The organism is Flavobacterium sp. SORGH_AS_0622 (assembly GCF_030818825.1).
In the GTDB taxonomy this organism is placed as follows: domain Bacteria; phylum Bacteroidota; class Bacteroidia; order Flavobacteriales; family Flavobacteriaceae; genus Flavobacterium.
Window position 1 is genome coordinate 2,164,019 of record NZ_JAUTAX010000001.1, and the last position, 14,126, is coordinate 2,178,144.

13 protein-coding genes are annotated in these 14,126 nt (G+C 36.0%); 7 read left to right on the forward strand and 6 right to left on the reverse strand.

What is annotated here, in order from left to right; genetic code table 11:
- The first annotated feature begins 6 nt into the window (after positions 1 to 6).
- The 7 genes from QE431_RS09410 (at position 7) to QE431_RS09440 (ending at position 10,158) form a co-directional block, all read left to right on the forward strand.
- Positions 7 to 3,111 carry a TonB-dependent receptor gene (locus QE431_RS09410; protein ID WP_307295214.1) on the forward strand — a complete coding sequence of 1,035 codons (3,105 nt, stop codon included), beginning with the start codon at positions 7 to 9 and terminating at the stop codon, positions 3,109 to 3,111.
- A 15-nt stretch (positions 3,112 to 3,126) separates the two neighbouring features.
- Positions 3,127 to 4,818, forward strand: a complete 1,692-nt coding sequence (locus QE431_RS09415) for a RagB/SusD family nutrient uptake outer membrane protein (protein ID WP_307295215.1) — start codon at positions 3,127 to 3,129, stop codon at positions 4,816 to 4,818.
- A gap of 19 nt (positions 4,819 to 4,837) precedes the next feature.
- Positions 4,838 to 6,235, forward strand: coding sequence for a DUF4960 domain-containing protein (locus QE431_RS09420; protein ID WP_307295216.1), 1,398 nt, complete (start codon positions 4,838 to 4,840; stop codon positions 6,233 to 6,235).
- 19 nt (positions 6,236 to 6,254) lie between these two features.
- Positions 6,255 to 7,811, forward strand: a complete 1,557-nt coding sequence (locus tag QE431_RS09425) for a glycoside hydrolase family 32 protein (RefSeq protein ID WP_307295217.1) — start codon at positions 6,255 to 6,257, stop codon at positions 7,809 to 7,811.
- 24 nt (positions 7,812 to 7,835) lie between these two features.
- Positions 7,836 to 8,741: a carbohydrate kinase family protein gene (locus QE431_RS09430; RefSeq protein ID WP_307295219.1), complete on the forward strand. Its 906-nt coding sequence runs from the start codon at positions 7,836 to 7,838 to the stop codon at positions 8,739 to 8,741.
- A 283-nt stretch (positions 8,742 to 9,024) separates the two neighbouring features.
- A complete protein-coding gene (locus QE431_RS09435) occupies positions 9,025 to 9,435 on the forward strand; it encodes a nuclear transport factor 2 family protein (RefSeq protein ID WP_307295220.1) in 411 nt (136 codons plus the stop codon).
- 198 nt (positions 9,436 to 9,633) lie between these two features.
- A complete protein-coding gene (locus tag QE431_RS09440; protein WP_307295222.1) occupies positions 9,634 to 10,158 on the forward strand; it encodes a TetR/AcrR family transcriptional regulator in 525 nt (174 codons plus the stop codon).
- A gap of 268 nt (positions 10,159 to 10,426) precedes the next feature.
- On the opposite strand, the gene QE431_RS09445 is transcribed toward QE431_RS09440, so the two are convergent.
- From QE431_RS09445 to QE431_RS09470, 6 genes are all read right to left on the reverse strand, one after another.
- A complete protein-coding gene (locus tag QE431_RS09445; protein WP_281865468.1) occupies positions 10,427 to 11,065 on the reverse strand; it encodes a hypothetical protein in 639 nt (212 codons plus the stop codon).
- Positions 11,066 to 11,322: 257 nt separating this feature from the next.
- Positions 11,323 to 11,718 (reverse strand): hypothetical protein, encoded by a 396-nt coding sequence (locus QE431_RS09450; protein WP_134141405.1) that lies wholly within the window; start codon positions 11,716 to 11,718, stop codon positions 11,323 to 11,325.
- A gap of 149 nt (positions 11,719 to 11,867) precedes the next feature.
- Positions 11,868 to 12,422 (reverse strand): YceI family protein, encoded by a 555-nt coding sequence (locus QE431_RS09455; RefSeq protein ID WP_307295225.1) that lies wholly within the window; start codon positions 12,420 to 12,422, stop codon positions 11,868 to 11,870.
- A 5-nt stretch (positions 12,423 to 12,427) separates the two neighbouring features.
- Positions 12,428 to 12,796 (reverse strand): cytochrome c, encoded by a 369-nt coding sequence (locus QE431_RS09460; RefSeq protein ID WP_307295226.1) that lies wholly within the window; start codon positions 12,794 to 12,796, stop codon positions 12,428 to 12,430.
- 20 nt (positions 12,797 to 12,816) lie between these two features.
- Positions 12,817 to 13,659: a DUF5777 family beta-barrel protein gene (locus QE431_RS09465; RefSeq protein ID WP_134141402.1), complete on the reverse strand. Its 843-nt coding sequence runs from the start codon at positions 13,657 to 13,659 to the stop codon at positions 12,817 to 12,819.
- A 7-nt stretch (positions 13,660 to 13,666) separates the two neighbouring features.
- Positions 13,667 to 14,074 (reverse strand): hypothetical protein, encoded by a 408-nt coding sequence (locus QE431_RS09470; RefSeq protein WP_057118103.1) that lies wholly within the window; start codon positions 14,072 to 14,074, stop codon positions 13,667 to 13,669.
- Between the last annotated feature and the right edge of the window lie 52 nt (positions 14,075 to 14,126).

The following is a 14,126-nucleotide window of genomic DNA, read 5'->3' on the forward strand; positions in this document are numbered from 1 at the left end:
AACCTCATGAAAAGTAAAATTATTTATTTTCTATTTTTCTTCTTTCCCATGCTGATGATGACAGCTCAGGAAAACGGAGTAAAGGGAACGGTAATTTCGGCAGATGACGGAATGCCGCTTCCAGGAGCAACCGTAATTATTTCGGGTACAAATACCAGTACAGCAACAGATTTTGATGGAAATTTTTCCTTTCAAAATGTTGCTTCAGATGCCGTACTTGTAATTTCGTTTATCGGATATGCGCCGCAATCTATTTCTGTTAACGGGCAGAAAACGATCAATGTAACGCTGAAAGTTGACAACAATCAGTTGAATGAAGTTGTAGTAACCGGTTATTCCAAACAAAAGAAAACGGATATCACAGGAGCAGTCGCAGTTGTGAACATGAAAGAAGTTATGAAACAACCGGAGCCAAACCCGATAAAAGCTTTGCAGGGAAGAGTTGCCGGAGTAAAAGTGTCTTCAGATGGTTCGCCAAGCGGAGGAAATACAAAAGTAGTGATCCGCGGTGTCGGGACGCTGAACAATACAGATCCCCTCTACGTAATTGACGGAATGCCGACAAAATCTGGAATGCATGAATTAAATCCTAACGATATTGAAACCATTCAGGTGCTGAAAGATGCTTCTTCAGCCAGTATTTATGGTTCCCGAGCTTCAAATGGTGTGATTATCATTACAACCAAAAAAGGAAAAGAAGGTAAAATGAGAATCAATTTCAGCACATATGCTTCCTTTTCTGATTATTCAAGAAAGTTAGATGTTCTCAATGCGAACCAGTTTGGTCAGGCACTTTGGCAGGCAAATATAAACGATGGTTTAAATCCAAATAATAATAACCTTCGTTATCAGTTTGACTGGTCGGTAAATAATAATAAACCACAATTGAATAAAGTTCTGGTTCCAGAATATTTAGATGCCGAGCAAACCATAAAAGCTTCAAATACGGACTGGTACGATGCGATTTCTCAAACCGGAGTTGCCAATTCTTATGATTTGTCTGTTTCGAATGCTTCAGATAAAGGGAGCTACGTTTTTTCATTAGGATACTACGGGAACGAAGGCGTGGTTAAAACAACAGATTTTGAAAGAATTTCTGCCCGCATGAATGGGTCGTATAAATATTTTGACGGAAAGCTGGTTATTGGCGAGAATTTCAGTTTAAACAGAACTAATGAAGTGACAGATCCTGGTGTTCTAGATCCCGCGCTTAGAGCTTTACCGATTATTCCGGTGCACACTGTAGACGGAATTGGCTGGGGAGGACCAGTCGGAGGGATGAATGACAGACAGAATCCAGTTCGTCTTTTAGAATATAATAAAGATAATAAATACGATTACCTACGTCTTTTTGGTAACGCTTACGCGGATTTAGAAATCATTAAAAACCTGCACATCAAAACCAGTTTCGGAATGGATTACGGCTTTTACAAAAAACGTACACTGCAGAGAAGCTACAAATCTGGTTATCTGCAAAACGATCAGACTTCTGTTACCATCGATCAGTCTATCAGTGACAAATGGACATGGACAAATACTGCAATTTATAGCCTGAATTTTGGAAAAAGCAATTTGAATCTGATGGCAGGAACAGAGATGTACAAAGATACTTATGATACAAATACGCTGCGTAAGAACGACTTTTTGATTGAAACTCCAGATTATATGTATCCCGATGCAGGAACAGGAGAATCTTTTACCAGCGGAACTTCTACTGTATATTCTTTACTTTCTTATTTCGGAAAAGCAGATTATGAGTTTGATAATCGATATCTGGTTTCGGCTACAATTCGTCGTGATGGTTCTTCCCGTTTTGGAAAAAACAATCAGTTTGGAACTTTTCCAGCAGTTTCAGCAGGATGGAGAATCAGCAACGAAAATTTTATCAAAAACAATGCTTCTGTTTTTTCAGATTTAAAATTAAGAGCAGGCTGGGGACAGACTGGTAATCAGGAAATCAGTAATACTGCGGTTTATTCGCTTTATCTGGCAAGTTATGCGGGTGGAAGTCCAACATGGGCAACTTCTTTTGGAACAGCTTACGATATTGCAGGAAATGGAAACGGATTACTTCCGTCTGGTTTTATTGCGACTCAGTCTGGAAATGATGATTTGAAATGGGAGACAACTACACAAACGAATATTGGTTTGGACTTTGGTTTATTCAAACAAAAATTAAGCGGATCTGTAGATTATTATATCAAAAAAACAGATGATATTCTAGTATTGCCACCTTATTTAGGAGTTATTGGAGAAGGCGGAAACCGCTGGGTAAACGGAGCTTCTATGGATAACAAAGGCTGGGAGTTTTCTCTGGGCTATCATGATGAAACCTCATTTGGACTGAAATATGATATTTCAGGAAATATTTCGGCAAACAAAAATAAGATTACACAATTGCCAGATGAAGTAAAAAACAATTACGGTGGTGACGGACTGAATGATAATATTTTAGGGCGACCAATCAATTCGATGTACGGATATGTTACTGACGGATTGTTTACAAGTCAGGATCAGGTGGATAATTCGGCAATTCAAGAAGGGAAGGGGCTTGGAAGAATCCGTTACAGAGATTTAAATGGAGATGGGGCAATTACAGATAAAGACCGCACGTGGATTGGAAATCCAAATCCTGGACTGCTATACGGCATTAATTTAAACTTGTCTTATAAAAACTTTGATTTTACAACCTTTTGGGAAGGAGCAAGCGATGTAGATGTTATCAATAATACCAAATATCAGACTGATTTCTGGAGCGTTGATGATGTGGGATCAAACAAAGGAACCCGTCTGCTTAATGCATGGTCTTTAGACAATCCAAATTCTACAATCCCAGCATTGACAACTGTTGACAGAAATGCAGAATCCAGATTTTCAACTTATTATGTAGAAAATGGAAATTATCTTAAACTTAGAGTTTTGCAGTTTGGATATAGTTTTCCTAAAGAATTATTGAAGAAACTGAATATGGAAAGTTTTAGGCTTTACATCAGTGGACAGAATTTATTGATTATTGACGCCAAAAGCTTCACAGGAGTTGATCCGGAAAATGCAGGTTTTGGATATCCTCAGCCGACAACCTTTACTGCCGGTCTTAATTTTACTTTATAATAAAAGATTGAAAAAATGAAAAAAATACTATATATAGCAGGATTTGCAGTGATGGGTTTCTTGGCTTCCTGTTCCGATTTTTTAGAAAATGATCCGCGTGGGGTGTTATCAGAAGAAGATATTGTTACACCTCAGTCCGTTGAAGGATTTATGAATGCAGCTTATGCACAGTTAGGAAACGATCATTATGATTCTCCGTATAGTCTGTGGCCATTCGGGAATGTCCGCTCAGATGATGCTTACAAAGGAGGAAGCGGTACAAATGATATTCAGGATTTTCACTTTTTTGAAGTGTCCAATAATATCAGACCCGATTTTGGAGAGTTGGATTCTTTCTGGTATATCAGCTATGTAGGAGTTTCAAGAGCCAATAAAGCCTTAAAAGCATTAGAGCAACTCTCAGAAGCGGATTATCCGCTGAAAAAAACACGAATGGCTGAAATGCGTTTTTTAAGGGGACATTTTTATTTTATGCTGAAAATTATGTTTAGAGATGTTCCTTACATAACAGAAGATATTCCAGTAGAAGATTATAAAACAATTTCAAACAAAGCGCTTTCAAACGAAGAACTTTGGAATAAAATTGCAGAAGATTTTCAGGCTGCAGCCGATAATTTGCCAGATACACAGCCACAAGTGGGGCGTGCCACTAAAAAAGCGGCTTATGCTTATCTGGCAAAAACAAGATTGTATCAGGCCTATACGCAGGATGAAACATTTAAAGTTACAGGTATAAACCAGCAGCATCTGCAGGAAGTAGTTGCGGCAACAGATAACGTAATTGGAAAAGCTTCTTTAGAACCTGATTTTGCAAACAATTTTCTTCCAGGAACTTACGAGAACGGACCAGAATCTATTTTCTCAATCCAGTTTTCTGATAATGACGGTACGCTTTATGGAAGATTGAATTTCTCAGATGTTCTTTCAACGCCGCAAGGTTTAGGATGCTGCGATTTTCATAAGCCAAGCCAGAATCTAGTGAATGCCTTTAAAACAGGCGTAAATGGTCTGCCGGAATTTGATACTTATAATGATCAGGATTTTGATTATAAAAACATAGATGCTAATACAGTTGATCCGAGATTATATCATACCGTTGCAATGCCAGGTCTTCCTTATAAATATGATCCTGAATTTCTATATGTTGAAGCCTGGGTTAGATCTCCAGGAACGTATGGTTATTTTGCTTCTCTAAAGGAAAATGTTGCACCAAGCTGCAGCTGTGTGGTAAATATTGATCCGTTTTATGGAAATTCAAAAAACAGAATCCAGATTCGCTATGCTGATGTGGTTCTGATGCGTGCTGAAGCTTTGATTGAATTAGGAAGACAATCTGAAGCTTTGCCTTTAATTAATGAAATAAGAGAAAGAGCTGCACAGAGTACAGGAAGACTGCCTTACGTAAACAATTTTAAAATCAATACATATGTGGACGGAAGCAATTGCAACTGGACACAGGATTTTGCCCGTAAAGCTTTGCGCTGGGAACGTCGTTTAGAATTGGCTATGGAAGGAAGCCGATTCTTCGATCTTGTTCGCTGGGGAATTACAGATCAGGTTATGAATGACTTTTATGCAAAAGAAAAAACAAAACGTACCTATTATCAGGATGCTTTTTTTGATGCACACAAAGAAGAATACTGCCCAATTCCGTTGAAGCAAATTAATTTCAGTCAGGGATTGTATAAACAGAATCCAGGTTATTAATCCTTAAAGAATCAGCAAAATGAAAAAAGCTTTAAATAAATATTGGACTAAAATGTCTATAGTTTTGGCAATGATTTTTATGGTTACTGCCTGCGAAAACAGTTTTGAAACTGGCGGATTTGATGTGAATTCGCCTTCAAATGTACTTTCATTTAAATTAAACGGAGTTTCAGGAAGCATTGATCAGACAACAGGGAAAATTACTGTTGTAATGCCTTACGGATCAGATATAACAGCCATAAAACCAGAAGTTGTTTTTGAAGAAGGAGCAACGTCAAATCTGGAATTAAATTCAGCTATTAATTTTACAAATCCAGTAAAATTCAGAGTGGTTAACGGTAATTTATACAAAGATTACATAGTAACAACAACCGTTTTAAGTCCAATTAAAAGTTTCACGATCAATGGTGCAGCAGCAATTGTAAACGACATCAGCAGAACAATTAATTTGACCTTACCTGAAAATACTGACTTAACAGCGCTTAAGCCAGTGATCGAAGTTACAACAGGCGTTACAATTTCACCATCTTCAGGAGCAACAGTTGATTTTACAAATGCAGTCACTTTTGTAATAACATCAAATGGTAAGAGCGTTAACTATACTGCAAATGTCGGAGTTCCAGTTACAGGATTAACAGTTGCATTTTTAGGAACTGCAGCTACAAGATCAGGAATCACAAACATGGATGAAGTTACAGCTTCAAACTGGTTATTTGATAATTTCCCGGGAGCTAAATATATTTCCTTTGAAAGTCTTCAGAACGGCGCAGATTTAAGTGATGTCGATGTGATTTGGTGGCATTTTGATTCGGCTGCAAATTTACCTTCTGTTGCTTATAATCCTGCCGTTACCACTGCACTTAAAAATTTTAGGGCAAATGGCGGAAACCTGCTTTTGACTTCTTTCGCTTCACAATACGTTGATGCTTTAGTAATTGTTCCATCAGGAAAAGGACCAAATAATGTTTTTGGTGATTTTCCTCCAAATGGATTTGTAGACGGAAATTCATGGGGAATGTCATTTGTTGGTCATGAAGCCCATCCAATATTTCAGGGTTTAACCACTTTTGAAGCTGGGAAAGCTAATTTACTGCAAAGCGGTACTTTCAGATTAAATCATACCGCATGGTGGTTTTTACCGGAATGGGGCGGATACAATAATGGAGAAGGTTGGAGAAACCAAACAGGAGGAACCAATCTGGCAAGTGAAGCTTGGGATAATGAACTGAACGGAAGGGTTACCATTGCAGAATTTCCAAATACAAGTACAAATAAAAATGTAATTGTTATTTCAATGGGGGCTTACGACTGGTATAATGAAACCAACAGCAGCGGCGTGCCAAGCCAGTCTAATGAGTTTATTGCAAACATCAGACTGCTGACACAAAACAGTATCAATTATCTAGCGGGAAAATAAATCACTTGAATTTAATACAATGAAATACAGAAATATAATTACAATTGCTCTCGCTTTCTTTTGGCTTGCTTCGTGTAGTCAAGATGAAACTTATATTGGAGGTTCGATTTCAGGAGGCAATTCTGAAATAACAAGTGTTTTTCCTGTTCCGCCAGCGCAATGGATGGGCGCAGACGATCCGTACTATAGCGCGGGTTATACTGGAGATATAATGCCTTTTTTTGATAACGGAAAATTTCATATCTACTTCTTGCATGACGCACAGAATAAACCAGCTGGAAAAGGATTTCATGATATTCATGAATATCAGAGCATAGATCTGGCGCATTTTACTTATGAAGGCCAAACCATTCCGTATGGTTCAAACCTTGAACCTGATTTTGCGATTGGCACTGGGTCAGTTATCAAAGCGGGCAGTCTTTATTATTTCTATTATACTGGACATAACGAAACTTCAGCTTTTGTTCAATCCAATGCAAGAGAAAGCGTATTATGCGCAATTAGCAGCGACTTGAAAAACTGGACAAAAGTTCCCTCTTTTAAAATAACTGCACCGACAGGATATTATAACTATGATTTTAGAGATCCTCATGTATTTTACAATGATGAACTGAAAAAATATTCAATGCTGGTAAGCACACAGACAGAACCGGGAAGGAAAGCCGTTCTGCTGCATTTTACAAGTGCTGATCCTGCATCAGGAAAATGGGATGTTGAAGCTCCACTTTATACTACAACTTCAGAGGATAATTATCTAATGATGGAATGTGCGGATATTTTCAAGATGGGAAGTAACTGGTATTTAATGTTTTCTGAGAATTGGAGCGGAAGCAAAGGTACACATTACAGAATTGCATCATCTATCAATGGTCCCTGGACAAAACCTCAGAATGACAGAATTGACGGAGAATATTTCTATGCAGGAAAAACGGCTTCTGACGGAAATAAAAGATATGTTTTTGGATGGAGTGCCAGAAAAACACCTGAAAATGATTTAGGAAATAAAGATTGGGCGGGGAATATGGTTATTCATGAATTGATTCAGAATTCAGATGGAACTTTAGGGACTCAATCTCCGAAGTCAGTAAAGGATTTATTTTCCAAAAAGAACGCTACTGCTGAAGTAGATGCCATTTCAGCAAATGCAACAGCCAATAATGGAACCTATTCTTTATCGGGAGAAACAGAAAAAGCAACGGTTACTTTTAAAAGTATTGGAAAGAAAGTTAAAATAAAAGCCGAAGTCACTTTAACGAAATCTTCAGGAACAGCTGGATTTGTTTTTCATACCAATGATACAGGAAATTACTATAAAATTGTTTTTGATATTACTAATGGAAAAATAAGCGGTTATAATTCGGCTTCGCAGGAAGTTACTCGTTTGCCTTTTGCCTTTCAGACAAATGTAAAATATGATGTTGAAATAATTACCGAGGGAAGTGTTGTTGTGCTCTACATTAATGGAAAAGCAGCGCTCACCAACCGCATTTACGGAAGAGACAAAAACAAATGGGGATTAATAGCTGAAGGACAGACAAGCACAATCTCAAATCTTCAGATAACTCAGCCAGAATAGAAATTAATAATAAAATATTTTAGAATGAATAACGGAAAAAACCTTAAAGCGGTGGCATACGGAGAGGTACTTTGGGATGTTTTTGCTAATGAGAAAAAGATTGGAGGGGCACCACTTAATGTCGCCTTGCGCATGAAAACTTTTGGCTGCGAGGTGGCCATGATTAGCTGTGTAGGAAACGATCAGGATGGCAGAGTGATTAAGGAAGAGATAAAGAGTCTGGGACTTAAAATTGATACAATAGTTACCTCTGAAGATTTTCCAACCGGTCTGGTAAATGTCACTTTAAACGAACGAGGTTCGGCAAGTTATGAAATCAGCTACCCGTCAGCATGGGATAAAATTGTATTGAATGAGCAGGCTGAAAAAATAGTGAAGCAAGCAGATGTACTTATTTATGGCAGCTTAGTCTGTCGAGATGCTGTTTCAAGAAAAACTTTAAAAGAACTGTTGAATTCAGTGGCTTACAAGGTCTTTGATGTCAATTTAAGAAAACCGCATTATTCCTATGAAATTTTGCAGGAATTAATGAACTCAGCTGATTTTATTAAGTTCAATGATGAGGAATTGCTAGAGATAGCAACAGCTATGGAATCTCCTTTTACAAGTCTGGAAGACAATATGCATTTTATTGCAGAGAAAACAAAAGTAAGGGCTATGTGTGTCACTAAGGGAAAACACGGAGCCTTATTAATGTGGGAAGGAGAGCTTTATCAAAATGGAGGATATCCTATTAAGGTATCTGATACAGTTGGAGCAGGGGATTCCTTTTTAGCGGCTTTAATCACATCACTGCTTACCGATAAAGCACCTCAGAATGCCATTGATTTTGCCTGCGTGGTAGGAGCTCTAGTAGCCGAAGCTCCAGGAGCAAATCCAGAAATTTCACCTTCCAAAATTGAAAATCTGCTGGGAAAAGTTAAAATTTGATTTTAAGCTTAAGCGAAGTGTTAATATTTATCTGTGAAAGTAAGCCTGATGCCTTTTGGCATCAGGCTTTTGTTTTTCAAGCCAGAAAAATCTAAAGGATTACAAAAGGACAATAGTCTCTGTTTTTGATTTAAAAATTAAAAGTAAAAAAAATAAATAAAAAATAGACAGACAAGTTTGTCTGTTTTGTTTTTTTGTTTTAAGTTTGTCCTGTCTAATTATTACTAGATGTATAATCGAAATAAAGGACTAAGAAAGTATTAACAATTTAATTTATTAAAAAATGGAACAGAAACATCCACTACCACCGTTTACATTTGAATCAGCACTACAGAAAATTCAATTTGCTGAAGATGCATGGAATTCCCAAGACCCTGAAAAAATTTCTAAAGCATACACGATTGACAGCGAGTGGAGAAATAGAGATAAATTCGTAAATGGCAGGGAAGAAATTGTCAAGTTTCTTGCCGATAAATGGAAAAAAGAGCAAAATTATAAACTGAAAAAGGAGTACTGGGCGCATACAGACAACCGCATTGCTGTAAGATTTGAATATGAGTATATGGATGAAAGAGGTAATTGGTTTAGGGCGTACGGTAATGAAAATTGGGAATTTGATGAGAATGGGTTGATGGCCAAGAGATATGCCAGTATCAATGATTTGCCAATCACAGAAGAACAACGAAAGTTCTAATAGCGGAAAAATGTATTAGAAACAGGATTAGCAAAATTTTACTACAGCTAGTTCTGTTTTTTTTATAAATCACAATCCAAAAGACATTTTTAGCTAGATTTGATTTAGGAAAGTCAGCTATTAATATTATTTTAATAGACAGACAGGTTTGTATGTTTGTCTCGGTAGTTGTATATTTGTTCCAAAATAAATCAGCTCATGATATCTCCAAAAGAAAGAATTATGGATGTAACATTTGGCCTCTTTGCTAACCAGGGTTACAATTCGACCGGTATTAATCAGATTATTTCTGAAGCAAAAGTTGCCAAGGCTAGCTTTTACCAGCATTTTAAGTCCAAAGAAGATCTATGCGTAGCATTCTTAAACGCAAGACATACATATTGGTTCAATGAACTCAATAATTTTATAACCGACAAAAAAGATACTAAATCAAAGATTTTGTCATCGTTTGATTATTTAATTTACATGAACTCTAAGGAAAATTTCAGAGGCTGTAGCTTCTTAAATATTTTATCTGAAATCCCTAGTGATAATCTTAAAATACTGAACGTAATTCAAGATCATAAGAAAGATCTAAGGAAATTTTTTTCAAATTTTATTAATGATGAAACTTTATCGGATCATATATATATGCTTTTTGAGAGCTCTCTAATAGAGAGTCAGATGTTCAAGTCTAATGAAATGATAGAGAAATCTAAAATCATTATCAGCGGTCTAATTTAAAATTGCCCTCAATAAGCTTTTCCTTAAACAGATACTTCTTGTTTTAAAAGATTTACACTTAGTTGCCGGGGCTTGCCAATCACTGGCTGACAGGAAAACAACAAAACCTATTGATGTTTTCTAAGAAACTAGTTTTGAAACTTGTCGTATTTCTCCTTTGCTTTCAAAAAATAATTTGTCAGTCGCCTACAGAAATTGTGTCAATACGAACAAATAATAACCGCTCAAAACTCTTTGTATTAAAAGTACTAGAGTTCTTAGATTAATTTTATCCGTTTTCTTTAGTAATTTTAAGATCGGTGAAATGGGCCAATGTTCCAGGACCAACCCAAAGGCCAATACTTCCCCGCAGATTTTTACCCTGTTTCAGATCGCTGACAATGAGTGTTGGCTGTGAAGCTCCGTTGACGTAAAGTTTTGCGGTTTCGTCCTTTATCTCAATTTTTATTTTGATCCACTCTGCAGGCTGCATGTCAGCATAAGCTTCATATTTTTCAGGAGTTTCTTTCCTTAGTTTTTCCCATGGATATCCAGGAACTGAGATATATTGTGTGGAGTGGTTTCTACGAACCTGATCATTTGCCCGACCGTTTGTAGGACGCAAATAAAATACTTCCATTTTAGAGGCATCATTACTCACGCGAAAAGCAATACCAACAAATCCGCGTGCGGTTTCTCCAGCACTGGCAAGCGTTTGTCCAGAAATAGACGCTTCAATTGTTCCGTTGTGAAAATCAATATCCTTCAGGATCGCAAGTGTTTTTTCATCATTGGATAGTCCCTGAACCTGTAATGCTTTTTTACCTTTGTAATCAACCTGCTCTACAGTAACCTGTGAGCAAATTACCTTATAAGGACTAAGTGTAATATTTTGAGCTTTGGTCTGTGCATGGACCAGAAGACCCAATGCAAACGTAAACAGCAAGTTTTTTATCATCTTATATATTCGTTTTACTCTTATTCTCTGCAATATAATAAAAATGATGTAAACAGATAGTCAAATGAAGCTAGGCCGATACTATAATCGAATTTCTCGTTATTAAATTGTAAAAATGAAATGCAAGAAACATTTATTTTTTACTTAATGTAAAAGATACCATCTTAACTTTTGTGGCAAAAAAGGTTTCCATTTCAAAAACTAGATTATTTCCGTTTTGCTTTACTTTACAAATTGGGATAAAAATGTAAAAGGATTTGTTTTGGAGTTTCTATAACTTGTCTGCGAATTGGGTCAAACCATTCGACTTCTTTCGTTACCTCTGCACAGCATTCATTTTTTGAATTGAAAAAAGAGCTTTTAATCCTGATTTTGTCATCGATATAAAAATGTTTGAGCTCAACAAAAAAATGCTGGGTAAACATTAAATCTTTATAACAAATCAGTTCATGATTTCCTTCATGCAGATCGAGATTTAGAGTGTTAAGTTTCTCTTTTGAAAAACCATTATAAAATAAAAAGTGATACAATAATCGGACTGAGTATGAAATGTATGCGGCACTTTCCATAACCATAAAATCATTCACATCTTCTCCGGTAACAACGTAGTTTTTGCAGATCATCTAATTTTGATTGAGGTTAAAAAAAAAGAGGCCAGCATATATAAAAACTGACCCCAGAACATTAGTCATGTTTAATGAGGTTCTAAATCAATAATTCGATCCAGATCTTTGAAGAGTGGTTTCTTTGCTAAAAAGCACCTTTTAAAAGATTACTTAACTAATAAAAAATTGTAATTTATTTTTATTTTATCGGCAACTTTCTTTCTAACAAGACTTGGTATTTCAATATCAAAATCTTCTGGTTTTACTTCAAAAGAACCAATTGCATTAACTCCGTTCGCAGCTTTAGAAATTTTTATGATTACTGTTAAAGGTTTTGTTTTGCCGTGAATGGTAAGATCGCCTTTTAAGGTAAAATTTTTAGGAGTATTGGTAATCTTAGAAATATCAAAATCTTCTATTTTGCCTTTTAAAGTTGCTTTCGAGAATTTTTCAGATTCCATGTAATTTTCATTAAAATGCTCTTCCATTAATGCAACTTTGAATCGGAATCCTTTTATTAAAACCAAAGAAGCAAAATCACCAGTTGACTGATCAAGAATTGCAGAGACAGATTTGTTTTCGGCTGCAACTTCCTCATAAGAAGGCATCGAAGCCTGAAATTTTATATTTCCTGTTTTTGTAATTAATTTTTGTGCAGAAGCATTTGTACCTACAGTAATAATTAACAGCAAAAAGAAGAAATTTAGCAATGATTTTTTCATAATGATTAATTTTCTTTTAATCCGTCCGTATTCCATTTTACGATTAAGTCAATATTAGCCTGCGACATTCTTCCGCCTTGAGGCATAAGCCCCTGCTGGCCGTTTTGCAATTGAATTCGGTTTAATAAACCAGAATTTTCAACAGCCGCTTTAACTTCTGCAAAAGTAGTTAGAGGTCTAAACGCTGCAGATCTTCCGCTTGAATGACAGCTGATACAGTTGGCATCAATAATAGATTTTACATTTTTACTATAAGTAATTGAAGTTGTTGGATTCGTCGGCGTTGTTGGTGTTTCGATATCCTGAACTGTATCTGAGTCATTACAGCTTGCCAATGCAGCTAATAAAATTGTAAGTAAGATTGTTTTTTTCATGATTTATTAATTTATAGTTATTAAAATACTCTGTATAAGTTAAAGCCGAAGAAGAAATCACCTTTACCCCAGTCACCAGATGCATTCGTAAGGTATCCGCTCTCGCTCATAGATTGTGAATTGGTAAAGATTAACTGAAATACATGCCCGCCTGTTTCTACGTCAAGTCCTACAGATAATGGATTTTTATAAAAGTCGGGTTTATCAAAATTGTGCATGTATTCTAAATTGACAGATAGTCTTTTAGTGATTTTATAGCGTCCGCCGCCGCCAAAAGAAAACTGATTATCTCTTTCGATATCAGGATTGTAAAGGTTTTTGTGGATAAATGACGGTACTAATTCCAGTGACAGTTTTTCGCTGATCTTTCTAGATATTAGAACCTGCTGTACATAGGTAAGGCGATGCTTAAATTCTAAACCGGGATATTGATCTTTCTCTAAGAAAGTGTTAATATCTGCAACGCTGTAACCAACAATGTCCAAAGGAAAATTATCGTTTTGTCTGGCAACTCTGTATTTTAATCCTGTTTCATACATTTTGTTTAAGGTATGTCTGGAAAGACTTACCGATAACCAGTTGGTTACGCCATAAATACCGCCTAGTTTTGTAGTGGCATTATCAAGACCAAAAAAACTGTCGAAACCATCTTTAACGCTGCCAAATCGATGTGATACTACAAAATAAAACTCTTTTTTTGCTGGCATTTTTGTGGTCTGCAGTGTTACCAGCTGTAAAGCTTTAAAAGTTGCGGTTGAGTAATTTTCTTCTACCTGAGTAGAATCAAGACCCTGCAGCAGATCATCTTGTGAATATGCCATGGCCGTCAGAAAGAAGCAGATTGGAACTAAAAATTTCTTCATAAATTGATTAATTGATTTGTTTGTTTAATAATGTGCATTGATCTAATTTGACTTCTTGAAAAAGTTCATCATATCCAATGCATTTACCTTTAACTCTTGTTATAGTATTAGCAGATTTATTTTTTAGTTTTTGAGTGAAGAGACAGAAAACAGTATTTTCTAGAGTGATCACAGAATCTGTTTCTTTGGTTACCATTCCTGTAATTTCAATAGTCTTATTGAGATATAAAGAATCTGCTGTCTTAGGATTCGTGTTATAATCTTCCAGTAGTTTTGTGGCAGTTATACTGAAATCAGGCGTTTCTGATTCGATATTCCGTGCTTCTTTAAATAGGAATCCGTAGTAAAAGTAAATACCGGCTGAGATGATAATCAGTAATATCGCAGTTACTATTGCTGTTTTTCTTCTTTTCATTTTTTATTATTTTGATAAGATTTAATAGTAAAACAGCCTTGATAAAGATTAC